Origin of the sequence: Desulfopila sp. IMCC35008 (assembly GCF_010646885.2) — a bacterium.
GTDB lineage: Bacteria > Desulfobacterota > Desulfobulbia > Desulfobulbales > Desulfocapsaceae > Desulfopila.
The window spans coordinates 3,386,835-3,409,982 of record NZ_CP050700.1 but is presented as its reverse complement, the minus strand read 5'-3'; the positions used below and the strand labels follow the sequence as shown (position 1 = coordinate 3,409,982).

At 49.7% G+C, this 23,148-nt stretch carries 19 protein-coding genes; 6 read left to right on the top strand and 13 right to left on the bottom strand.

The features are described from left to right. The first annotated feature begins 75 nt into the window (after positions 1-75). The 3 genes from GA520_RS14875 (at position 76) to GA520_RS14865 (ending at position 3,340) form a co-directional block, all read left to right on the top strand. The gene (locus tag GA520_RS14875; RefSeq protein ID WP_370362800.1) at positions 76-1,305 is read left to right on the top strand and encodes an ABC transporter substrate-binding protein; all 1,230 of its coding nucleotides are present in this window, start codon (positions 76-78) and stop codon (positions 1,303-1,305) included. A 97-nt stretch (positions 1,306-1,402) separates the two neighbouring features. After that, positions 1,403-2,515, top strand: a complete 1,113-nt coding sequence (locus GA520_RS14870; protein WP_163340192.1) for a carbohydrate ABC transporter permease — start codon at positions 1,403-1,405, stop codon at positions 2,513-2,515. After that, the gene (locus GA520_RS14865; protein WP_163340191.1) at positions 2,516-3,340 is read left to right on the top strand and encodes a carbohydrate ABC transporter permease; all 825 of its coding nucleotides are present in this window, start codon (positions 2,516-2,518) and stop codon (positions 3,338-3,340) included. Here GA520_RS14865 and GA520_RS14860 read toward each other — a convergent pair whose 3' ends face one another. The 5 genes from GA520_RS14860 to carA form a co-directional block, all read right to left on the bottom strand. After that, positions 3,341-5,479: a Tex family protein gene (locus tag GA520_RS14860; RefSeq protein ID WP_163340246.1), complete on the bottom strand. Its 2,139-nt coding sequence runs from the start codon at positions 5,477-5,479 to the stop codon at positions 3,341-3,343. It abuts the gene before it with no gap. 206 nt (positions 5,480-5,685) lie between these two features. Then, complete coding sequence (gene folP / locus GA520_RS14855) at positions 5,686-6,492, bottom strand: dihydropteroate synthase (protein ID WP_163340190.1); 807 nt, start codon at positions 6,490-6,492, stop codon at positions 5,686-5,688. Beyond that, positions 6,489-8,504, bottom strand: coding sequence for an ATP-dependent zinc metalloprotease FtsH (gene ftsH, locus GA520_RS14850; protein WP_163340189.1), 2,016 nt, complete (start codon positions 8,502-8,504; stop codon positions 6,489-6,491). The genes folP and ftsH overlap by 4 nt, the downstream gene beginning before the upstream one ends. 164 nt (positions 8,505-8,668) lie before the next feature. Then, entirely contained in the window at positions 8,669-11,881 is a 3,213-nt protein-coding gene (gene carB / locus GA520_RS14845) for a carbamoyl-phosphate synthase large subunit (protein ID WP_163340188.1), read from the bottom strand. 65 nt (positions 11,882-11,946) lie between these two features. Further along, entirely contained in the window at positions 11,947-13,068 is a 1,122-nt protein-coding gene (gene carA, locus GA520_RS14840) for a glutamine-hydrolyzing carbamoyl-phosphate synthase small subunit (RefSeq protein WP_163340187.1), read from the bottom strand. A 355-nt stretch (positions 13,069-13,423) separates the two neighbouring features. On the opposite strand from carA, the gene GA520_RS14835 reads away from it, so the two are divergent. Then, positions 13,424-14,167: an SDR family oxidoreductase gene (locus GA520_RS14835; protein ID WP_163340186.1), complete on the top strand. Its 744-nt coding sequence runs from the start codon at positions 13,424-13,426 to the stop codon at positions 14,165-14,167. A gap of 71 nt (positions 14,168-14,238) precedes the next feature. Here the strand turns inward: GA520_RS14835 and GA520_RS14830 are convergent, their stop codons facing one another. The 6 genes from GA520_RS14830 to GA520_RS14805 all read right to left on the bottom strand — a co-directional run bounded on the left by GA520_RS14830 (position 14,239) and on the right by GA520_RS14805 (position 19,588). Next, positions 14,239-14,787: a hypothetical protein gene (locus GA520_RS14830; RefSeq protein ID WP_163340185.1), complete on the bottom strand. Its 549-nt coding sequence runs from the start codon at positions 14,785-14,787 to the stop codon at positions 14,239-14,241. A 78-nt stretch (positions 14,788-14,865) separates the two neighbouring features. Continuing rightward, positions 14,866-15,828 (bottom strand): tRNA 5-methoxyuridine(34)/uridine 5-oxyacetic acid(34) synthase CmoB, encoded by a 963-nt coding sequence (gene cmoB / locus GA520_RS14825; protein ID WP_163340184.1) that lies wholly within the window; start codon positions 15,826-15,828, stop codon positions 14,866-14,868. A 19-nt stretch (positions 15,829-15,847) separates the two neighbouring features. After that, positions 15,848-16,609 carry a carboxy-S-adenosyl-L-methionine synthase CmoA gene (cmoA, locus tag GA520_RS14820; protein ID WP_240910252.1) on the bottom strand — a complete coding sequence of 254 codons (762 nt, stop codon included), beginning with the start codon at positions 16,607-16,609 and terminating at the stop codon, positions 15,848-15,850. Continuing rightward, entirely contained in the window at positions 16,594-16,965 is a 372-nt protein-coding gene (locus tag GA520_RS14815) for a YdbL family protein (protein WP_163340183.1), read from the bottom strand. The genes cmoA and GA520_RS14815 overlap by 16 nt, the downstream gene beginning before the upstream one ends. Before the next feature lie 22 nt (positions 16,966-16,987). Then, a complete protein-coding gene (locus tag GA520_RS14810) occupies positions 16,988-17,182 on the bottom strand; it encodes a YnbE family lipoprotein (RefSeq protein WP_163340149.1) in 195 nt (64 codons plus the stop codon). Next, positions 17,183-19,588, bottom strand: a complete 2,406-nt coding sequence (locus GA520_RS14805) for a YdbH domain-containing protein (protein ID WP_163340182.1) — start codon at positions 19,586-19,588, stop codon at positions 17,183-17,185. A gap of 240 nt (positions 19,589-19,828) precedes the next feature. Here GA520_RS14805 and GA520_RS14800 point away from each other — a divergent pair, with 240 nt between their 5' ends. Both GA520_RS14800 and GA520_RS14795 read left to right on the top strand, forming a co-directional pair. Next, complete coding sequence (locus GA520_RS14800) at positions 19,829-20,491, top strand: hypothetical protein (RefSeq protein ID WP_163340181.1); 663 nt, start codon at positions 19,829-19,831, stop codon at positions 20,489-20,491. 24 nt (positions 20,492-20,515) lie between these two features. Further along, positions 20,516-21,439, top strand: a complete 924-nt coding sequence (locus GA520_RS14795) for a biotin--[acetyl-CoA-carboxylase] ligase (protein ID WP_163340180.1) — start codon at positions 20,516-20,518, stop codon at positions 21,437-21,439. 13 nt (positions 21,440-21,452) lie between these two features. Here the strand turns inward: GA520_RS14795 and recO are convergent, their stop codons facing one another. Both recO and GA520_RS14785 read right to left on the bottom strand, forming a co-directional pair. Continuing rightward, complete coding sequence (gene recO, locus GA520_RS14790; protein WP_163340179.1) at positions 21,453-22,244, bottom strand: DNA repair protein RecO; 792 nt, start codon at positions 22,242-22,244, stop codon at positions 21,453-21,455. A gap of 6 nt (positions 22,245-22,250) precedes the next feature. Then, positions 22,251-23,129 (bottom strand): RodZ family helix-turn-helix domain-containing protein, encoded by an 879-nt coding sequence (locus tag GA520_RS14785; RefSeq protein WP_163340178.1) that lies wholly within the window; start codon positions 23,127-23,129, stop codon positions 22,251-22,253. Positions 23,130-23,148 lie beyond the last annotated feature (19 nt).

Below are 23,148 nucleotides of genomic sequence, written 5' to 3'. Positions count from 1 at the left end.
GACGGGAGATACCCGTCGAAATCCCATCAAAAGGAGGAGCAGATGAAAAGGTTGGTAACAGGAGTATGTGTTGCGATGACTGCAGTTGCATTACTGTTCGGATCTCCGGCCGCACAGGCAAAGGATCTCTCAGGACAACTGGAAATATTTTCCTGGTGGGCAGGGGACGAAGGTCCGGCCCTGCAGGCATTGATTGATCTCTACACCAAACAGAATCCTGGTGTCGAAGTTGTCAATGCTACTGTAACCGGTGGTTCCGGTGTTAACGCCAAGGCGGTCCTGAAGACCAGGATGCTGGGTGGCGAGCCGCCTGATTCTTTTCAGGTTCACGCCGGTCAGGAGCTGATCGGTACCTGGGTAAAAGCGGATCGTATGGAAGATCTCACCTTCCTGTTCAAAGAACAGGGCTGGATGGATGTCTTTCCGGAAGGACTGGTCAAGAATATCGGTACAGATACGGGTATCTGGTCTGTTCCAGTAAATATTCATCGTTCGAATGTTGTCTGGTATGTTCCTGCGAACCTGGAAAAATGGGGTATCAAGGTACCCACAACCTGGGATGAGTTCTTTGCCGCTGCCGAAATCCTGAAAGCCAAGAACGTTGTACCATTGGTATTGGCCCAGAACTGGACCGCAAATCACCTTTGGGAATCTGTCGCGCTTGCCTCGCTCGGGGCCGATAACTGGGATGCCCTCTGGGCAGGTAAACTGGCCTTTGACAGTCCGGAAGGAGTGAAGGCATGGGAACTGTTCGGCAAAGTACTTGAGTATACCAACAAGGACGCGTCTTCACTGTCCTGGCAGCAGGCGACGGATATGGTAGTTGACGGTCGGGCCGCATTCAACGTGATGGGTGACTGGGCTGCCGGTTATATGGCAACCACCAAGAAACTTAAGCCTGGTTCCGGTTTTGGCTGGAGTGCCTCTTTTGGTACCGGTGGACAATTTATGTTCCTGGCCGACTCCTTCGGTCTGCCTAAAGGTGCGCCTAATCGCGATAACGTTATTGCCTGGCTCTCCACCCTTGGCAGCAAAGAGGGAAGTGATGCTTTCAACCCACTGAAAGGTTCCATCTCAGCCCGTACAGATAGTGACCTGTCCAAGTATAACGAGTATGCAAAGTCAGCCTCAGCTGATTTCGGTAAAGATCGCATTGTTGGTTCTCTTGCCCATGGTGTTACTGCCAATGAGGGGTTCATGAACGATTTTGCCTCGGTTATGGAGATGTTCCTCAAATCGAGGAATGCTGAAGCTACTGCCAAGGCAGCCCAGCAGGTCGCAATGAAGAATGGTATTGGTAAATAGGACTGCCAAGACTACGTAACCGGATTTCTGGTCGGGGTCAGACCTCAGGTCTGACCCCTCACGTGATTAGAAATGCAGTCGTTGAATGGAGTTGTATATGCGCAGTAAAGACAGATTAAAGGCGCTGATTACCCTGTCGCCATCCATCATCCTGATCGGGATATTCGTGTACGGATTCATCGGTAACACATTCTGGATATCATTGACCGATTGGGGTGGAGTGGCGGCCCTTGCTGAAAATCCGGTAAAAAATTACGCCGGTTTTGCGAATTACGTGGATCTCTTTACCGGATTCCTGGGCGGTAGTTTCAGACAGGATCTCGTGAACGCAGTATACTATTCTGTCTTTCTGTTGGCAGGGGCCATCGGCATAGGATTGGTTCTTGCTATCCTGCTCGATAATAAACCGAGGGGCGAGGCATTTTTCCGCACCGTTTTCCTCTACCCTATGTCGCTCTCCTTTATTGTTTCGGGAACGATCTGGCGTTGGATGCTCGCTCCTCAAGGTGGCGTAAATCTGCTCCCGACCTTTGCCGGGTATGAACCACTGACTTTTCGCTGGCTTTCGAGTAATGATGCGATACTAGAGTTTAACTGGCAGAATTTGTTGCCTGTTTTTTTGCAGATATCGGCATTTATACTTATTCTTGCCGGATTCCTCACGATCAGGAAAAATTCAAGAAAAGGGCTGCTTTTCCTCATGTTGCCCGGTGTTGTACTTGGTGCTGCAGGGTGGTTCGGCGGGGAGTTGCTGCCGAAGGCACTTTTTATGGAGGAGGTGCACGGTTTCAATACCGCCACTTTTGGTATTATTCTGGCAACTGTCTGGCAATACTCCGGATATACAATGGCCCTCTACCTGGCAGGGTTTACGGGAATATCCCAGGACCTGCGAGATGCAGCCATGCTTGATGGGGCCACGACTGCCGGCTATTACAGGTATATTGCCCTGCCTATGGTGAAGCCGATAACCATCTCGGCGGTTATTATTCTCTCGCATATATCTCTGAAAATGTTCGATCTCATCTTCGCTATGACCGGACCTGATAATGGTCAGACGGGGCATCCTGCCCTTAATATGTATTTGACCACTTTCCGGGCGAACGATTTTGCGAGGGGCGCGGCAATCGCTATCATCCTCTTTTTTATTGCCGCCCTGTTTATCATTCCCTATCTGGTTTCCAGTTATAAGCAGAGGAGGACCAGGTAGATGAAACAAAAAATGACTATCGGAAGGCTCAGCATGTACGCTGTTTTGGTATTGCTGGCTATGATGTATCTCCTGCCTGCCTACCTGACAGTAGTTACTTCACTCAAGTTCCCTGGTGATATTACGCTTCCGCAATCCTGGGATCTGCCACCCGTTATCAATACTGGCAGTTTCGGCGAGGCGTTTGACTTACTTAAAGGAAATATCCTCAATTCGGTTCTCCTCACGATTGGGGCGACCGCATTGTCAACACTCCTGGGCTCTCTGAACGGCTATGTCTTTTCAAAATGGAAATTTCCCGGGAGTGAGATAATTTTTACACTGTTCCTGTTCGGTATGTTCATTCCCTACCAGGTTATCCTGATACCATTGTTTCAGACCTTACGGGCAATGAACCTGTATGGTGGCCTGCCAGGACTGATCCTCGCTCACGTGGTGTATGGGCTTCCCATTACCACCCTTATTTTCAGAAATTTTTATACGCAGATACCGGATTCCCTGATGGAGTCCGCATCTCTTGATGGCGCTGGATTCTTTTCTATTTATAGAAAGATTATCTTCCCGCTCTCCATACCGGGTTTTGTTGTTACATCCCTATGGCAGTTTACCCAGGTCTGGAATGAGTTTTTATGGGGGATCTGTCTGACCCGGCATACCTCGAATCCGATCACGGTCGGGTTGGCGCAATTGGCAGGTGGACAGGCGGTGAGCTGGAACCTGCCCATGGCAGGCTCTATTCTTGCGGCCCTGCCTGTGCTGCTGATCTACATTGTACTTGGCAGGTATTTTATCAGGGGGTTGCTGGCCGGTTCTGTAAAAGAGTAGTCAGTTCTCTTTTAAGGAGAGGCTGATTCGTTTTCGCGGGATGTCAACCTCAAGAACACGCACCGTTACCTGTTGACGGGTATGAACGACTTCGGACGGATCTTTGACAAACCGGTCGGCGAGTTGGCTGATGTGGATCAAGCCGTCCTGATGAACTCCTAAATCGGCAAATGCCCCGAATTTAGTGACATTGGTGATAATCGCGGGTAACCGCATGCCCGGTTCGAGATCTTCTATTTTATGAATGTTCTCGGCAAAACGAAACTGGCTGAACTCGGGACGTGGGTCGCGTCCGGGTTTACGCAGTTCTTCCATAATGTCACCTAAGGTCGGCAAGCCTGTCTCTACGGTTACATAATCTTCTATCCTGATTCTCTGCTGCAGCGCAGGGGAGTTGATCAGGGTGTCGGTGTCGATATTGAGATCTTTAGCCATGCGCTTGACGACACCGTAACTCTCAGGGTGAACACCGCTCCTGTCCAGGGGATTACTGCTTGCTGTGACACGTAGGAATCCGGCACACTGTTCAAATGCTTTGGGGCCGAGACGTTCTACCTTCAATAGTTCCTTGCGGCTGGTGAACCCACCTTTCTGCTGTCGATAGTTCAGGATCTTCTCTGCGAGCAGGGGACCAACTCCGGCAACATAGGTGAGAAGTTCTCTGCTGGCGCTATTTAATTCCACACCGACACTGTTGACGCACTGTTCGACAACATCGTCGAGCCCCTGTTTTAAGGCTGTCTGGTTGACATCGTGCTGGTACTGACCCACACCAATTGATTTTGGGTCGATCTTCACCAGTTCGGCAAGCGGATCCTGCAGCCTCCGGCCTATGGATATGGCCCCGCGAACAGTTAAGTCAAGATCGGGGAATTCGGCCCGGGCGGTTTCAGAGGCTGAGTAGATGGAAGCACCATCCTCATTTATCATAGTAATGATTATTGCAGCTGGCAGGTCGAGTTCACGGATAAATGCTTCTGTTTCCCTTCCTGCGGTGCCGTTGCCTATCCCTATGGCCTCAATTCGGTGTTTTTGTACAAGCTGTAATACCGTTGCTTCGGCCTGGTCACGCATTGCCGCCGATTGGGTTGGATAGACAGTTGTGTTTTCGAGTAATGACCCCTGTGCATCCAGGCAAACAAGTTTTGCACCGGTCCGAAAGCCGGGATCAAGCGCCATAACCCGCTTCTGGCCAAGTGGTGCCGCCAGGAGGAGTTGTTTAAGGTTCTCGGCAAATACCTGAATTGCTTCGTTGTCTGCACGTTCCTTGAGGCTTTTACGCAGTTCATTTTCCATTGAGGGTGCGATCAGCCTGGTGTAACCATCTTCGATGGCTTTTCGAAGCTGGTTGATGTCGCCAGTTTTGGAATTGATATGAAACCTGTAAATGATCTCAAGGGCCTGTTCAACTGGAGGGCGCAGGGAAATACGCAAGAATTTATCTTTCTCACCCCGTAGCATGGCAAGCAGCCTGTGTCCTGCAACTTTCAGGGCAGGCTCCTGCCAGTCAAAGTAGTCGCGGTATTTTGCGGCCTCCTCCCGATGCTTTTTTACAACTTCAGAATGTATGAGACCCTTTTGGCCAAATAGTTTCCGGAGTGATTCGCGGGTTGGCTGGTGTTCGCTGATTTTCTCAGCGATAATATCACGGGCTCCGGCATAGGCCTCATCATGACTCATCTCAGCAGGTATGTCTTCAAGCAGCTGCGAAATACTGGTTTGCTGAGCATTTGGTCTGGTGTAAATGGCTTCGGCTAGTGGTTCCAGGCCTGATTCGCGTGCGATCATGGCCCGGGTGCGTCGCTTTGGTTTATATGGGAGGTATATATCTTCCAGGGCGGTGAGGTTTTCAGCTCTTTGCAGGGATGTTTTGAGATCCGCGGTCAGGTGTCCCTCCTTCTCCAGGCTGTTGAGAATGGCTGAACGGCGTTTGTCGATTTCCTGCAGGAGTTGGAACTGGTCCCGGATGGCTGTTATCTGCAGCTCGTCCAGTGAGCCTGTTCTCTCCTTTCTGTAACGTGCTATAAACGGGACTGTACCACCATCCTCAAGGAGTTGCAGGGTGGAGGTGACGTGGTTGTCAGCTATTCCCAGGTGCCGGCTTATGGCAGGGGTGTAGGTATGGGCAACTGTGGTCATGGCGTATTGGGCTGGTAAAGGATCAGGAACCTGCAATTCCTGGGCGGTTCCGGGTTCGGTCGAAATTCATAAGAACATTGTGTCGACTTAGTTTTAATCCATGCATTACGAATCAAGTAGTATTGTAATGTCCCTCACTAAATTATGCACAATGTTCAACAACGGGTCCGTCCATGCGAACTGTCTGAGTTGATGAGAAATTCGGGCTAGGCGAGTGCTTCTGCGATCTTCAGGGCTGTTCGTGTGGCTGCGACATCGTGAACTCGGAGTATGTCTACATTGTGTCGAAAAGCGAATGCTGAGACAACTGCTGTGGGCAGGTCGCGTTCAAGAGGGACATCGAGACCGGTGAGATTGCCTAGAAAGGACTTACGAGAGTGACCAAGCAGTACAGGACATCCTAGCTTATTAAAATGGTCGAGATGTTTTATGATGCGCAGGTTGTGTGCAAGGGTTTTCCCAAAGCCTATACCCGGGTCGATAGTGATGTTTTTTTTGGCAATCCCGCAGGAGGTGAGGTGCCTGATGCGTTCTTCAAAAAAGGATGAAATCTCGTCGAGGACATCGTCATAACTAGGACGGTCCTGCATATCAGCGGGAGTGCCCTGCATATGCATGATGATGACAGGACAATCGTGATCTTTGGCCACCTCAACTATTGCCGGTTCCTTTTGCATGGCACTGATGTCATTAATGATATCAGCTCCAGCATCTAGTGCCTGGCTGGCAACCTCGGCTTTGGTGGTATCAATGGAGATGGGGATGTCGAATCGGGAGCGGATGGCCTTGATGATGGGGACGGTTCTTTCAAGTTCCTCTTCCAGAGATACTGGTTCTGCATAAGGACGGGTGGATTCTCCTCCAATATCGAGGATATCAGCGCCATCACCAATCATTTTCTCCGCCTGGGAGATTGACAGATCGGATGAATAGAAATGACCCCCGTCCGAAAACGAATCGGGGGTCACATTCAGAATGCCCATTATCCGTGGGGATAATGACTTTTTGCTCATGCGGTTTTATCCCCTTCAGGAGATTCCGGTTTATCTTCAGGTGCCTCGGGTGGCGTTTCTTCTGGCGCCTCTGAAGCATCTTCCTGTACCGGTGGCTCGGGTTGACTCTCCTCAACCGGAGTTTCGTCGGCAGCTTTCTGTTCCGGAGCAGCAGCTTTTCCCGCTGATGCCGCTTTCGAAGCAGCATGTTTCCGTTCTCTTTCCGGAAATTGACCTGGTCGAAGTTCATAGATCATCTGTTCGATATCATCGAGGACGATGGTCTCTTTCTCCAGCAGGTCTTCAGCCATCCGTTTTAAGATATCACGATGCTCATCGAGTATCGTGGTGACTTTTTCTAAGGCATCAAGGATTATCTGTTTGACCGCCAGATCAATCTGCCGTGCTGTCTCTTCACTAAAGTCACGATGTTGGGCAATCTCGCGACCGAGGAAGATCTGCTCTTCTTTCTTACCGTAGGTGAGAGGACCGAGCTCGTCGCTCATGCCCCATTCGCAGACCATTTTCCTGGCCAGTCCGGTAGCCCGTTCCAGATCGTTTCCAGCACCTGTAGTGATCTCATCAAAGATGATCTTTTCGGCTACACGTCCACCAAACAGAATGCAGATCGAGTTAAGCAGGAACTTTTTGGAGTGGGTATATTTTTCGTCTATCGGCAGCTGCATGGTGAGCCCTAATGCACGTCCACGCGGAATAATGGTGACTTTATGGATAGGGTCTGTATCCGGTAGCAGCCAGGCGACAAGTGCATGACCAGCCTCATGATAGGCAGTTACCTCTTTTTCCTTCTCGGTAATAATCATGGAGCGGCGTTCTGCACCCATCATGATCTTGTCCTTGGCTTTCTCGAGTAATTCGAGATCGATCTCTTTGGCACCAGTACGAGCGGCCATCAGGGCAGCTTCATTAATGAGGTTCTCGAGATCTGCACCAGAAAAACCTGGTGTACCACGAGCCAGGATTTCCAGATCTACCATTGGGGCCATCTTGGTTTTCTTAGCGTAAATTTCAAGAATTTGCTGGCGACCGCCCACATCTGGGACCGGTACTACAACCTGCCGGTCGAAACGACCCGGTCGCAGAAGTGCAGGGTCAAGAACATCGGGCCTGTTTGTCGCGGCAACGATGATAACACCGTCATTGGATTCAAAACCATCCATTTCCACCAGCAACTGGTTCAGTGTCTGTTCTCGTTCGTCGTGGCCACCGCCGAGTCCGGCACCACGGTGTCGTCCTACCGCGTCGATCTCATCGATAAAGATGATACAGGGGGCATGCTTTTTACCCTGGGTGAAGAGGTCACGAACCCTGGATGCACCGACACCGACGAACATTTCGACAAAATCGGAACCGGAAATCGTAAAAAAGGGAACATCCGCCTCACCTGCAATCGCTTTTGCCAACAGTGTCTTACCCGTACCGGGAGCACCTGCAAGCAGGACTCCTTTAGGAATACGACCACCGAGTACGGTGAATTTCTGAGGATCTTTGAGGAAATCGATGATCTCTTCAAGTTCTTCTTTCGCCTCGTCAATACCAGCAACATCGGCAAAGGTGACCTTGTTCTGTCCCTGTTCCATAAGGCGTGCCCGGTTTTTACCGAATGAAAGAGCACCACCCTTGCCACCACCCTGCATCTGGCGCATAAAGAAGATCCAGACACCGATCAACAGCAACATCGGGAACCAGGAGACGAAGATGGTCATGAACATCGAATCCTTCTGGACTTCCTTGACATTAATATCAACACCCAATTCTCGGAGCATTGGCACCATTTCACGATCGGCTATCGGATAAATAGTTTTGAACGGTTTACCATCCTGGGTAATACCGCTGATAATATCACCGTCTATCTGAACCCTTGTTATCGCCTTGTTTTCCACACTGGAGATAAATTCACTGTATGTGATGGTGGATGATGTAGCTTGGGGTTTGTTAAACAGGTTAAAAAGCAGGATCATGGTTAAACCAATCACCAACCACATACTTAAGTTTTTATAAAAAGTATTCAAAGAGTCCTCCAGTGGCTCCGGAAAGTCATTTTGTGTTACGCTTACGCTAACTCTTCAAGTTGTATCAGAAAAAAATGAAGAAAACCAGCTGCCTCAAAATCGCACCCATAATTGTAAAACATTATGGGTGGATGTCGAGGGCTGACCGGTTATTTTTTGTAGTATCAGGTAAAGTATTGGACGGGCTGAACTCCGGGCACATGCTCTTTTATATCCTGCATAGCTTTAACAACGGCTGCCGCGCCTGTGATGGTTGTTGTATACGAGATGTGGAAGTCGAGAGCGGCACGTCGTATTCTGTAGGAATCCTCAGTTGTTCGCTTACCAAGAGAGGTGTTGACGATCCAGACGATTTCCCTATCCTGCAACTTGTCGAGGATATGCGGACGTCCCTGGGAAATTTTATTTACATACTCACAGGGAACTCCTTCCGCTTTTAAAAATTCTGAGGTACCCGCAGTAACTACCAGCTTGAAACCAAGCTCAACAAGTTTTTTGGCTACAGGCAGGACCGCTTTTTTATCACTGTCACGGACACTGATAAAAACATTTCCGGAAAGTGGCAGGGTGGAGCCGGCAGCCAAATGTGCCTTGGCAATGGCCAGACCGAGATTGTCATCAATACCCATGACCTCACCGGTTGATTTCATCTCCGGTCCGAGCAGGGTGTCGACCTTGTCGAAACGGTCAAACGGGAAGACCGCTTCCTTGACGGCCCAATGGGAGATATCCGTTTCTCCGGTTACACCAAGTTCCTGAAGTGTCTTGCCCATCATGACCTTGGTTGCAAGTTTGGCTAATGGGACACCGGTGGCTTTACTGACAAAAGGTACGGTCCGTGAAGCACGGGGGTTAACCTCAAGTATATAGAGCACCTCTTCTTTCACCGCGAACTGCACGTTCATGAGGCCTACAACCCCAAGCTCCTTGGCCATGGCCCGGGAGGCGTCCTTGATCTGCCTTATGATATCTGCAGATAAGGTATGCGGCGGCAGGACACAGGCGGAATCACCGGAATGAATACCTGCCTCCTCCACATGTTCCATAATGCCGCCGATGATAGTTGTATTGCCATCACTCAAGGCATCAACATCTACTTCAATAGCATCCTTTAAGAATTTGTCGATCAGGATGGGATGTTCCAAAGACGTTCCGCCGACGGCGACCATGAAATCACGGATTCCCTGATCATTGTAGACGATACGCATGTCACGCCCGCCAAGGACATAGGACGGACGGACTACAACCGGATAGCCGATACGGTTGGCTGCATCAAGCGCCTCGTTCAGGTTATGTACCGTATCGTTGTCGGGCTGCCGCAGGTTCAGCTTTTGCAGGAACTGCTGGAACCGCTTCCTGTCCTCTGCCCGATCAATGGCATCCGGCTGAGTGCCGATGATCTTCACCCCGGCTTTTGCCAGTGGTACGGCAAGATTAAGAGGGGTCTGACCACCAAACTGAACGATGATGCCATCAGGCTTTTCCTGTTCGATGATATTAAGGACGTCCTCCCTGGTAAGCGGTTCGAAATATAGTTTATCAGAGGTGTCGTAATCGGTGGAGACGGTCTCCGGGTTGGAGTTGATCATGATCGACTCGACACCGATCTCCCTTAAGGCAAATGAGGCGTGGACACAACAGTAATCAAACTCGATACCCTGGCCAATGCGGTTCGGGCCACCTCCGAGGATGACGATCTTCTTGCAATCTGTCTCAACGGCCTCATTTTCCATCTCGTACGTGGAATAATAATAGGGAGTGTACGATTCGAATTCTGCACCACAGGTATCAACCCTTTTATAGACCGGTGTTACCTGTTCACTGCTACGCAGTGTTCGGATGTCGTCTTCCGATGTCCCTGTCAGGTGGGCGAGTTGCAGATCTGAGAACCCTTGTTCCTTACAGGTTCTGAGAAAGGATTTGTCCAGCCCCTGGAAACCTCTTTGGATAATCTCCTCTTCGGTTTCAACAATCTGGTTGAGGTTGTAAAGAAACCAGGGATCAATACCCGTCAGCCTGAACATTTCCTGAATATCCATGCCGCGCTTCAGCGCCTCGTAGACATGGGCGATTCGCTTGGAGTTCGGGACCCGCAGGCCGTGTTCAAGATCTTCCGGTTCAATATTGGTGAGAACATCTTTTCCGTCGCCACCGAAACCGAACCGGCCGGTTTCAAGAGAGCGCATCCCTTTCTGAAAGGCTTCTTTAAATGTTCGGCCAATGGCCATAGTCTCGCCAACCGATTTCATGGCGGTAGTGAGAATATCGTCCGCTTCCGGGAATTTTTCAAATGTCCAGCGCGGAATTTTGACAACACAGTAATCGATGGTCGGCTCAAACGAGGCGTATGTTTCTCGCGTTATATCGTTCTTGATTTCATCCAGGGTATATCCGACAGCCAGTTTCGCCGCAATCTTGGCGATGGGAAAACCGGTGGCCTTGGAGGCGAGTGCTGAGCTTCTCGACACCCTTGGGTTCATTTCGATAACCATCAGTTCGCCGTCTTCGGGGTTCACTGCAAACTGGACGTTCGAGCCTCCAGTCTCAACTCCGATTTCCCGGATAATGGCAATGGCAGCATCCCGCATATCCTGGTACTCACGGTCTGTGAGAGTCTGGGCAGGTGCGACAGTGATTGAGTCACCGGTGTGTACACCCATGGCATCCATGTTCTCGATGGAACAGATGATCACAACGTTATCGTTGCGGTCCCGCATAACCTCAAGTTCATACTCTTTCCAGCCGAGCAGACTGCGTTCGAGCATGATCTCCGTGGTCATGGAGAGGTCGAGCCCTGTGGTACAGAAGTCCTCAAGCTCCTGTCTGTTATAGGCAACACCACCGCCCGTCCCACCTAAAGTAAAGCTGGGCCGGACAATAATGGGGAATCCTATTTCATCGGCTGCCGCCATTGCATCTTCCAGGGTATGGACGATTGCCGATTCAGGAACCTTGAGGTTAATGGTCCGCATGGCTTCCCGGAACTCATCGCGGCCTTCCGCTTTTTTAATGACATCAATGTCAGCGGCCAGCAGCTCAACATTATATTTGTCGAGAATACCGGTTTCAGCAACCTTGATGGCAGTATTGAGAGCGGTCTGACCACCCAGTGTCGGCAGCAGGGCATCGGGGCGTTCTTTTTCGATTACCTTGCTGACAAATTCTGGTGTGATCGGCTCGATGTAGGTGGCATCGGCAAGTTCCGGATCGGTCATGATGGTGGCAGGGTTGGAGTTGATAAGCACAACTTCATACCCTTCCTCTTTCAGGGCTTTGACCGCCTGGGCGCCGGAGTAATCGAATTCACAGGCCTGACTGATAATAATAGGGCCGGAGCCGATTATGAGGATTTTCTTAATGTCTGTTCTTTTCGGCATATTTTCTGGTCTGGTATCGTGTGAGTTGTAAACAGGGTTGTAAGAGAACCGAACAACGGAGAAAATCAGCTCCGCATCATATCGATGAACCGGTTGAAGAGATAAAGGGAGTCGTGTGGTCCCGGTGCGTGTTCTGGATGGTACTGGACAGAAAACGCGGGGTGTGTCTTGTGACGCATTCCCTCTACGCTGTTATCGTTGAGGTTGATGTGGGTAATTTCTATCTGGTTGGTGTCAAGGCTGTCGCTGTCGACACAGAAGCCGTGATTCTGGGCGGTGATTTCCACATGACCGGTGGTCAGATCCTTGACTGGCTGGTTACTACCGCGATGGCCGAACTTGAGTTTGTAGGTCGAGCCGCCATAGGCCAGGCCCAGCATCTGGTGCCCCAGGCAGATTCCGAAGATCGGTTTTTTGCCAAGCAGCTCACGGATAGTGTCGACAACACCCTGAACACCTTCCGGATCACCGGGTCCGTTTGAGAGAAAAATGCCGTCCGGATTCATTGCCAGAACTGTTGCAGCATCAGTGGTGGCCGGTACAACCTGGACCTGGCAGTTAAGTTCGGTGAAGATTCGCAGCTGGTTATATTTGAGACCGAAATCAAAGGCCACAACTTTTAGAGGGGAGGTTAATCCCTTTTCGGCAGTGCTAAAGGCCGTGCCGGGAACCGGTTTGTTATCGGCCCAGCCGTAGGGAACCTCGCAGGTAACACGCTTTACCATGTCCTGGCCTACCAGACCGGTCCAGTTTTTAGCTTTTTGCATCAGCGAATCCGGGTCAAGATCCTCTGTGGAGACGACGCCTTTCATGGCGCCGGCCGTGCGGATATGCCTTACCAGGGCACGGGTGTCAAAACCCTCCACTCCAAGTACACCGTATTCCTTTAAAAAATCGGCCAGCGGTCTGGTTGAGCGGTGGTTGGAGGGAATGCGGTTGTATTCCTTTACCAGAAAGGCCATCGGGTGGACCCGTGAGCTTTCCATATCCTCTTCATTGACACCGTAGTTGCCGATGAGGGGATAGGTCATGGTGACGATTTGACCTGTATAGGAGGGGTCGGTGAGTACTTCCTGGTAGCCGGACATGGAGGTGTTGAAGACAATTTCGCCCACTGTCTCTCCGGGGCCGGTAAAGGACTTTCCTTCAAAGATCGTGCCGTCTTCCAGGGCTATTAGTGCTTTCATCAAACTGTATCCTCAGTATTGTATCTAAATCTATACCGGTGGGCGGTACGTGGATGCGATGAGCTGTTCGGAGGGTAATTCTGCACTGTCAACACCATTCATAGAGAGGAACTCGGTGCCATGGAACTTGTCGAAAGTACCCGGAACATATAATCAGGGTGCGCAGAAAAACCCTAATATATAACCTATAACCGAGATTTTCGTCAATAGGAAATGGTTCAGTTCTTGTGGAAATCGATTCTCAAGATGGTTGATAAGGTTCATCCTAAGGTGGTACCATTAATTGCCTATAGCGGTAACAGACTTCATAAGGAATCCCCAGTCATTGGATAAATACTAAAAGTTAGAGAGGGCTATGGATACAATATTAAATGGCAAAGTAGCCGTAGTAACAGGTGGTTCAAAAGGAATCGGTCGGGCGATATCCGGCCGTCTCGCAGAGTTGGGGGCGAGTGTCGTGGTCAATTATGCGAGCGGTTTAAAAGAGGCGGGTGAAACCGTGCGTGAGATAGAGGACGGTGGCGGAATTGCAATAGCGGTTCAGGCAGACATGTGCAGGGCTCATGATGTTGCAGCCCTTTTTGAACGCACGGATAACACTTTTGGACGGCTCGATATACTGGTGAACAATGCGGGCATGTTATTGAACCAAACAATTTATGATCTCACCGAAGAAGATTTTGATGCAATCGTGGCGCTGAATATAAAGGGTGTCTTCTTCTGTTGCCGGGAAGCGGCACATAGAATGGTTGATGGAGGCAGGATAATCAATATTTCATCTACCGTTACCCGGATGTTGTTGCCAACATATGGCCTGTATGCAGCAACCAAAGGTGCAGTGGATCAGTTGACCCGCGTTCTGGCTAAAGAGCTAGGCTCACGCCGGATTACGGTGAATTCACTTTCGCCGGGGCCGGTGGATACGGAGCTGTTCAGGAGGGGCAAAAGTGAGGAGCAGATTCAGGGGATGGCGGCGATGGCGGCATTAGGGCGGATTGGGACTCCGGCAGATATCGCCGATGCGGTTTCCCTGCTGGTTCGGGAAGAGTCGTCCTGGATCAGCGGCCAGAATATTGGCGCTAATGGAGGTATGGCTTAAGTACAAAACAAAAAAAGGCCGCAACCAGTGAAGCACTGAATGCAGCCTTTAAGTCTACCTGAAGCGAGGACCTATTCGCCGAACGAGTCAGTAAAAAGCTTCTCGATCGCTTCGCGACCGGCATCGTTGAGGTAACGGGTACCGGAACCGACGAAAGTATCATATTCGATTTTTGGAGTGTCTTCCTGCCAGCTGTTGTTGGTCCAGGAGAACCACTGCTTGTTGGGCTGGTCAAAAACATGAAGGGGACGGTTGAACATCTTGGCCAACTCCACAGCCCAGCCGGTACCGCCTTTCACCGATCCGTCTTCCTGGATGGTACCGATAACAAAAACCTGGTGTCCACTGTTTACCATGTGGAAAATGGTCTGCAGGACCTTCCGGATTTTTTCGGTTTCATAATAGGTGCGGTTGAGCATTCTGGAGGCCAGCTCCATGGAGATATCGCCTCGCTCAAGTTCTTCCTGATCCAGGATGGTGACATTTTTTTCACGGGATAACCGATGGCCCTCAAAGGAGTAGATAACTTCCTTGACGCCGTATTTCTCGGCGGATTCACCAAAGGTGGCTTCCGCCCCTTTTAACCCACTGCTGAATAATGTGCAGTTCTCTTTGTTCATACAATGACTCCTTGTGTCATAAAGATATTTTTACGGTAGGCCAATTGTATACATACCTGGCGCCAAAAACAACCGGTGTTACGCTTTTTTTTGCCCTTTCAGGAAAACTCGGCAGGGAGCGGGATATCCCTCAACCGTGAGCCGGCTGTTTTCCGGATTGATAAAATCATTGTATGATTCAAAACACATCCATTCTGTCTTTCGCTGTTCATCGCTACTCATGGGGTGGTTGCAGAAGATCCGGATATTCGAAAAACCAGCCTTTTTCATCCAGTTGTAAATGCACTGTCCCGTCGGTACGAAATAGGTGCCGGGAACCTTGGCGTAGGTGGAGTCGGGAAAGAGGGCGTATGGTTCGTCACCCGGTATAGCCTGGGATTCAAGGATAAGGGTGCCTCCCGGTTGCAGGGCCGTAATAATATCACGGAGGGTGTCGACCGGGGAGGGGCGGTGGTAAATGATACCCATCAGGAAAACCGCATCGAAACAGTCGGAGAAGAGGTGGAGATGTTCGATGCCGAGCAGATCAATTGCCAAATTCTGCTGACCAGCCATGCCATTCAAGGCGTTAAAGCAGTAATAATGCTGAACAGAGGGCTCAAAACCAAGGATGAAGCGAGGCTTGTGCCCGGCCATCCTGAACATGTAGTAGCCGTTGTTGCAGCCGATATCCGCAATGATTTTTCCCTGCAGGTCCGGCAACTCGGGAACTATCCTGTCCCACTTGCGTTCGCTTCTCCATTCAGCATCCACATCAATACCGAAAATTGAAAACGGACCTTTACGCCATGGCATGAACTGGCGAAGATTATCACGGATGATATTCTGTTCTTTTGCTGTAACTTCATCTTCGGTGCCGATTGTGACCTGGTCAATGGTGAGATCGACATGAGCCGCTTTGTATTGTGAGAGAACTGAGTAGGGAGTGCGGTAACGGAGAAACCCTTTCTTCTCCTGGTTTACCCACTTCTGGCGTTTATTGTGAACGGATAAAAGTTCGTTGGTGTTGATGTGTTCCGGAAAATAATCGAGATATTGCATGGGGAGTATAAAAACGGTGTCAGGCGGGTTTTACTGCGACAAATGAGCAAAAGTTAAACCATTGAAAAAATGTCTCGACCGGCTCGAATCCTACGTTTTGCAGCATAGTCCTGTTTTCCTCCATGGAAAAGGGGATCAATACATTTTCAAGAGCTTCCCGCTTTTTGGCAATTTCCAACTCGGAGTAACCCCTGCTTTTCTTAAATCGGTGATAAATGTCGATATACTCGCGGTTGAGCCTGCGGTCGTGGGAGATAATCTTCTCACTGAGCAGAAGTATGCCGCCCGGCCGCAGTGAATCAAACAGGTTTTGTAAAAACGATTCGCGCCGTAATGGCCTGATGAACTGGAGGGTATAGTTCAGGATAAAAGCACCTGCATCGTGGTGGCGCATGGTGGTGATATCCTCTTCAAGAAAACGAATGGAATCCTTTTTGGTATAGAGTTCTGTTTTTAACCGAGCTTTTTCCAGCATGGCAGGGGAGCTGTCTATGCCGACGAAGGAGTAGTCCCGGTCCTCGAGCAACCTGCAGAATTCAAGCAGGGTGGTACCCGTGGAGCAACCGAGATCGTAAACGGTGTCTCCCTTTTTGAGACTTGAAGCAAGAAGATTGGCGGAAGCCCGGATCACGTCTCCGTAATAGGGGACGGACCTGTCCAGCATGTCATCAAATACTTCGACGACGTGATCGGTAAAAACAAAATCTTCCTTCACGGAATCCACCTTAAACAGCTCGTCCTGCCGACCTGAGATCTTCACCTTCGTTACTTCTTGTACCACTTGCCGTCTGCCCCCTGGAACCACTGTCCTTTCTTACCCTTCTGGGCGATCATTTGGGCCCTGCGTTGACCGACCAGCGTGGGGTTCACCCCTTCTTTTTTAGCGATTGCAGCATAAACCTTTTTTCGGTCATTGTTTTCTGCAGTGACGACATCCTGTTTGGATTTATCGCCGGACCTGAACTCAAGCAAGCCCTTGTTGTTTTCACCGACGACGCCAGCTGCTTTCAGATTGTTAATGACGGGGATACGTGCTGCCATCCTGTCCTTTATCGAGGCTCCCTGTGAGATACCGGGAACCGCTACAAACAGGCCTATCATCATGAGAAGGGGAATTGCAATTGATCGATTAAACATGGTATACCTCATATCTGGTTGGCTATTCAGTCTCAATTTCGTCAAGATCACCGAAGAAATCATCAAGTGCCCGGTCGACTTTTACATTAACGTCGATTGTGATATGGATCGGTTTTATTTCTACAGGTTTTATGTCTACCTCATGCTTTGTACAACCACCGAACACAATCGGCATAGCGGTGATGGTGCAGCAAAAGAGGATAGTTTTCAAGTCCATTTACATGTTCTCCAATATTTTTTGAAGGTTCTGCCCATACTTGAACATTTCCCGGAAAGGCAGATGAAAGTTTATATCCAACCGTAACGGATGCTGAATACCTGATCCTTCCGTTTTTTTGACGAGGTGTCCATTTTTATACCCGTATGGCAGCGGGATCGCTGGTTTACCGTCAATCTGCATCCTTATTAGCAGATCTTCGTCAATACTTTTAAACGTCAGTTTGGTCCAGTTATATGAAAAATTCTCCAACGCCTGGATCGAATAATCGAGATAAGCGGCCTGGCTCATGTCCGGTAGGCTCTGCTGTAACATATCTGTGTTATTAAAACGGACTATACCACTATTACCAGGGGTGGAAAATAGAAATCCGTCGTCAAAAAACAAACCATTTTTTGAATACTCCACAGGAAGTCTGCCGTTTAATGAACCGTCCCCGTCGGTATCGGAGATACCTAGCTGGGTGAGCAGTTCGGCGAATTGCAATCTGTCGCAGTAAAGGGTGGTGGTAAAAGCTTCACTTTTTGGAGTGATTCTGGTAGAGCCGATCTCAACCTTTCCGCCACACCAGCCAAACCTGGATTTTTCAATAAACAGCGAACCATCGCTCTCAAGCTGATAGGATATGGAACCTTTATTGATGTGGATGGTATTAATATCAATGGAATCCAGGGTGAGCAACTGGCTTTTCCTGCTGCCTGTATGGGGGAGGTTGTCGAAGGCGAGTTCGGTTGCTATCCCGTTCACCGAAATATTTTTTTCCTCCTGTCGAACAGAGCCGTTTTGCAGTTTAAGTTGGAGAGACCCTTTGGGGGTTCCCCCGGTGAAGGAAAAAATTCCGCTGGCGGAGACTTCTGCGGAAATATCAGTGCCGTCCGGGAGCGCTGTAAATGCGGGGAGAGAGTTGTTGTTTATTTCGGTGTTCTCCATTCCATAGGTCAGTGTCAACTCGTTAATCGGGTCGTAACTGCCACTAAAGAGGATACGAACAGGGCTTTCCTGATGACCGGTAACGGAACCGCCGAACTGCAGTCGGCTGGTTGCGTTGGGGACAGTGAACTGCATTGTTGTTTCTGCCAGATCCTCACCCTGATAGGTGATGGAGGGAACGGATATCTTGCCGGCGGTCACACCCATATTGTTTTCAGTCTCAGGAGTATGAGTGAAGGTCGTTTCTATAAGCCCTATATCCAGTTCCGGTTGGTCTGTTTGTAAACGTTCCAGTTGCAAGCTGCCGGTTGCAGTTAGCCCTTCCGGTGTCCTGATTAATTGTGTAGTAGCAGTAAACGGGCCGGTACGGACAGTACCTGTTGAAAGTGGGATCTGTTGCCTGTTACTCGAAAGGGATACAGCCAGGGTCGATTGTCCGGAACCATTATTGCCATTAAATTTCAGTCGGAGAGGCTCGGTTAGGAGATCACTGCCTATTGTGCCGGTGCCTTCCAGTAATCCACGCCGAGGTTGAATAGTACCGTTCAACTGGGCGGAAACGACTTGGCTGGCTGTAATTTCAAGTCCAGATATTGAGTATTCGAGTTTTTTGTCACTGCCGTTGAAGTGAACTACCAGGGGCTCATCTTCACTTGACTGGATATGCACGCCACCTTTTTGGAAGTTCAGTTCTTTCAACGAGAGAGAGGCGGAGAGTTGATCGAAGCCTGTAAGGCTTTCCGGTACTTCAAATTTTGCACGTAACTCCACTTGGCCGTTCAACGAAGAAACAACCTGCGGAGCAAGTCGCTGGAGGCCGTTGAGGTCGGCCATGGAAGCAGCGAGGTGGACCTGCACATGCTTCTCATTTTTCTTCAGGATTAGGGACAGAGCGGCAGGGAGTGGATTGTCCGTATCAAGATCTACAGAGAGCTCTTCGATATGGTAAGAGCCGTTAATCCGGTCTGTGGTTTTTATTCGTATGGAACCATTAAGGGAAAAAGGCAGGGGAGGTTTGTCAGCCGTATGGAAAATCGCACGGCAATGAAGAAAACGTATTTCCCCGATAGAGACAGGGAGGGTAGTGATGATCCCTGTGTCCTTTCCTTTCTGCTTATCAGCGGCAGGTGGCAAACCACGAATGCGTAATTGACCATTTGTCAGGTCGAAATTGACGACAGCTCCTTCCACCTGTATCGAATCAATTTTTGCTTGCGCGATCTGTTTCGGTGAATAGTGTATTTCTACCCTTGGAAAAGAGAGTGCCGACTGTTCCTGGGTACCGAGAAAGCCGCTGATCACAGTCCGGGTAAGTGAGAAGGAGTCGACCCTCACTTCCCCATGACCCATGTATATTTTTTGAAGAAGCTGAGGACTGGAGGTGGTTACCGCATATGGAAGTACGGTAAAGAGCAGGGTGTGGCAAATCAGTAAGAACAGTATAATTGTTGCTGTTATGATTAAAAAACGTTTCATAATGGGTGGTTATCTGTCAAATCTGTCGGCCGGGAAAGAGCGTTCAAAGCGTGAAAAAATGAAGTTGCCCTTGCCATTGAGACTTGAAATAAGTATATACCCTATGCTTTGATGTTACATCCAGAATACAACTCGGATGTCTATTGTTGATCCCGCCAGGCAGTACAATAACGATATTACACTATAAAGACCAAAACACCCTTTAATTATAACAGGGCAGATACAACACAGGTTGCAGATATGTCAAAAGATATCGACTTTAATGAGATTATAGCAAAATATAAATCCGATCCGTTCGACTATATCGATGTGTGTGCGGTGCATACCGGTCGGGTTCAGTTCAAGGTTGTGCTGGGGGATGAAGTGGTTGCACAGTCAGGTGAGTGGAACCAGATACCGGGAAGTCCGTTATACGAGATCAACAGGGAACGTAACCCTAAACTTATTGCGGCCCGGACAAATGGCACAATATCTGAAATCCGGGATGAGCTGGACGGACAATTCGTAGAAGCGGGTGAAAAGTTGTTGACCATTCGTCATCCGCTCAAGAAGAAAGAAATTATAGAAGGGATCTTACGAGAAGTTCTCGTCCTTTTCTCGGCACCGGAGAGTGCGAAATATTTCTTTGCCATGGATATTCAGTCCCGTATTGACAAGAAAGGTGCCCGCTCTGTATCTATTGAGCAGGGAGATGAGATTATTACGATGTCGCTGATGAAGCGAGATACACCCGTTTATTACAACGGGGAGGGCGGTGTTATTCATTCCGTCTATTTCAAACCTGGCGTGTCCGTTCCACAGGGTGAGCCACTTATCGGTGTCTGCCCGACAGAAAAGCTTCCATTGATACAGAAAATCATAACCAAGGTAAAGGCGGATTGGGATTCTGAATCGCTCTCCTGATATTATTTCTTTCTCATTACTCTAATGGCATCAGGGAATCGGCCGACAGTTCAAGAGCTGCAGCAGGCGTTACGGGATGAGTTGGGTTTCAGGTCTCGCCAGATGCCTGTGGTGATGGCCGAGCAGATACTGCGCTTCGGCAGTTTCGTCGGGTCGGTTATTGAATGTCACGACAACCTCGACAGAGCAATGAACCGTGCTCGCACCATAATTAATGGTGTCGAGGTTAAAGGCGGCTCAGTTGCCAGCGGTACGGTCATACTGGCCGACACCATGCGTGGATCCAAAGGTCGGTTTGACAGGGTCTGGCACGCGCCGGAAGGTGGTGTCTGGGGGTGTCTTTTACATGCTGACACCCTGCTTCCCCAATCCAGGGGGTTCATCCCCATGGCGGTTGGTCTTTCCTGCTGCCAGGCGATTCATGTCGTGGGTGGTACAAGTGCCACCCTGCGCTGGGTCAATGATGTGCTTATCGACGGGAAAAAGGTTGCAGGTTTTCTGGTGGAAAGCACTGTTGGCCCCGTTTACGGAGAGTTGTATAATCTTGTCGGTTTTGGTATTAACATTAATAACAGCACCTTCCCGCCGGAGCTCTCTGATATTGCGGTATCGCTCTGTGAGGTGTTGGGGGGAGATGTCGATATCCAGGCCTTTACTACTCTCTTTCTTGCCAAACTTGCCTGGAATTTTGGCATCATCCATTATGAAGAAGCCCGTGGGCTGGGTGGTGATGGATTCTCCGGTGCCCAAGGGACGCACCTGCTCCTGGACAACTGGCTGCACTTCTCCGATACAGTGGGAAAACGGGTTCGATACGGCTTTGATGTTTTTACCAACCCACAATATGATGCCCGCGTTCTGGGTCTGGAGCCGGATGGCGGATTACGAATGAGCCTGGACGATGGTTCAACCATCGTTGAGCATAGCGGTGAGATCCGCTACCTGTAATTGATTATTATCATTATCCTTCCTTTATTGTATTCGAACTCTTTGCGAACATCTGTCGCAACATTTTCCAGGAATGTATTTCCCTCTGTAATATATGTCTGCCGTATCGATGCAGGATGTTAAGTCCTTCGTGGATGGATCGGGTCTGCATCTGTAATCCCGAAAGTTGTTTTAAAGAGATATCCTGGGCATCGCTTAAGTGGGTTATGGTCGTGGGAGAGAGGGGGATGAGTGAACTTGAAGGTGCCGGAGAGCAGGAGGTGCAGATAAGTCCGCCGGAAAAGATGTTAAACCGGAATTGACCCGCCGAAGGAGCTGATGTGCCGCATTGCGTACAGCAATCCATCTCCGGTCTGTAGCCGATATAATCAAGATAGCGGAGGAAGAAGAACAGCAATGGCCTGAGTGGCGTGTCCCTGCGATCCAGGCTGTCGAGTGTCCAGAGAAGCATCTTGTAGAGTTGTTCATCTGTCTCACCCTCCCGCGTGCCGAGAAGCATCAATTCCCGAATCACGGAAGCCACGCTGTATCTTACGATGTCAAACCGCAGGTTAAGAAAGGCGGCATGCAGTTCAGCCTCTTCCAGCAGAAGCAGTGATCTATTGCCTGATCGGCGCAGTTGGAGGCGAAGGTAGGTGAACATCTCCAGCTTGTTGACAAACCTTCTCCTGCTCTTTCTGGCACCTTTGGCAATGGCGGTAATCTTGCCGCTATCAGGGCAGTAGAAGGTAACTATGAGGTCTGATTCCCCGTGATCACGGGTTTCGAGGACTACACCGTCTGTCTCACTGACTACCGCTGCCATGTATTCCTATTCGAGCAGGTATTCAGGGATGGTTATGGTTGATGTATCGCCCTTTGTGTCGGGCAGGCTCAAGGGGATATCGTTGAGTGTTAACTTGATGTCACTTTGACCCGGCAAGACGAGAACCAGTTTTTTGTCAGCAGGCCATATGACGGATTGACCTGCTGAATAGGTCAGTTCCTGGGGCGGATTGTCATCTATTGTTACTGTGACGGTAGTCGTAGAGGGAAATTGAGCTGCTACGATGTATTTGGCTTGCTGGTCGGCGGGCTCTGTCCTTGAAGGGGGCGACAGTGCCGTGCTGATTATTGCCGTGCTGGCCGGTTCTCCTTCTGCCAGGATATCGTTTTCAACATCTGTTACTGGTGATGTCTGCTCCTGGGTCGTTTGCTGGGAAATACCGCGTAATTTAGCACTGAGGTATGTGGCGGGATTAATGGAAAGGTACCAGCAAACGGTCCCGGCAATGACAATCAGTAACAACAGGAAGAAGCCGAGAGAGGATATGGGGGAAACACCGGTGGGTTCTGCCATACCGCTAATTTGTTTGGCTTTCTTTCCAGGAGGCTGAGGCTGGCTGGGAAGAGTACCTTGTTTCGCTTGAACAGACGGATGCGAGTTGCGCTCCATGAAAAACCTTGCAACGATTTCATCCTTGTTGAGTCGCAAGGCTGTCGCATAATGGGCGTACAGGCCACGGGCGAAGGCGTCGGCCGGCAGTGCGTCAAAATCATCGGCCTCAATGGCCCTCAGTGTTGAGGCGGAAACCTTCGTTTCCTCGATAATCTGTTCCAGTTCAAGCCCTCTTTCCACGCGGGTCTTCTTTAGAAAACTTCCTAAGGATTCAAACTTGTTTTCTGTCTGTTTGTCGCTTGTTTCGCTCATTTTTTGGTTATCTTTTTCT

Bases quoted from the DNA above. Each gene is read 5' to 3' on its own strand.
- GA520_RS14875 (WP_370362800.1), top strand. From the start codon at position 76: ATGACTGCAGTTGCATTACTGTTCGGATCTCCGGCCGCACAGGCAAAG.
- GA520_RS14870 (WP_163340192.1), top strand. From the start codon at position 1,403: ATGCGCAGTAAAGACAGATTAAAGGCGCTGATTACCCTGTCGCCATCC.
- GA520_RS14865 (WP_163340191.1), top strand. From the start codon at position 2,516: ATGAAACAAAAAATGACTATCGGAAGGCTCAGCATGTACGCTGTTTTG.
- GA520_RS14860 (WP_163340246.1), bottom strand. From the start codon at position 5,479: ATGACCACAGTTGCCCATACCTACACCCCTGCCATAAGCCGGCACCTG.
- folP (WP_163340190.1), bottom strand. From the start codon at position 6,492: ATGAGCAAAAAGTCATTATCCCCACGGATAATGGGCATTCTGAATGTG.
- carB (WP_163340188.1), bottom strand. From the start codon at position 11,881: ATGCCGAAAAGAACAGACATTAAGAAAATCCTCATAATCGGCTCCGGC.
- carA (WP_163340187.1), bottom strand. From the start codon at position 13,068: ATGAAAGCACTAATAGCCCTGGAAGACGGCACGATCTTTGAAGGAAAG.
- GA520_RS14835 (WP_163340186.1), top strand. From the start codon at position 13,424: ATGGATACAATATTAAATGGCAAAGTAGCCGTAGTAACAGGTGGTTCA.
- GA520_RS14830 (WP_163340185.1), bottom strand. From the start codon at position 14,787: ATGAACAAAGAGAACTGCACATTATTCAGCAGTGGGTTAAAAGGGGCG.
- cmoB (WP_163340184.1), bottom strand. From the start codon at position 15,828: ATGCAATATCTCGATTATTTTCCGGAACACATCAACACCAACGAACTT.
- GA520_RS14815 (WP_163340183.1), bottom strand. From the start codon at position 16,965: ATGTTTAATCGATCAATTGCAATTCCCCTTCTCATGATGATAGGCCTG.
- GA520_RS14810 (WP_163340149.1), bottom strand. From the start codon at position 17,182: ATGGACTTGAAAACTATCCTCTTTTGCTGCACCATCACCGCTATGCCG.
- GA520_RS14805 (WP_163340182.1), bottom strand. From the start codon at position 19,588: ATGAAACGTTTTTTAATCATAACAGCAACAATTATACTGTTCTTACTG.
- GA520_RS14800 (WP_163340181.1), top strand. From the start codon at position 19,829: ATGTCAAAAGATATCGACTTTAATGAGATTATAGCAAAATATAAATCC.
- GA520_RS14795 (WP_163340180.1), top strand. From the start codon at position 20,516: ATGGCATCAGGGAATCGGCCGACAGTTCAAGAGCTGCAGCAGGCGTTA.
- recO (WP_163340179.1), bottom strand. From the start codon at position 22,244: ATGGCAGCGGTAGTCAGTGAGACAGACGGTGTAGTCCTCGAAACCCGT.
- GA520_RS14785 (WP_163340178.1), bottom strand. From the start codon at position 23,129: ATGAGCGAAACAAGCGACAAACAGACAGAAAACAAGTTTGAATCCTTA.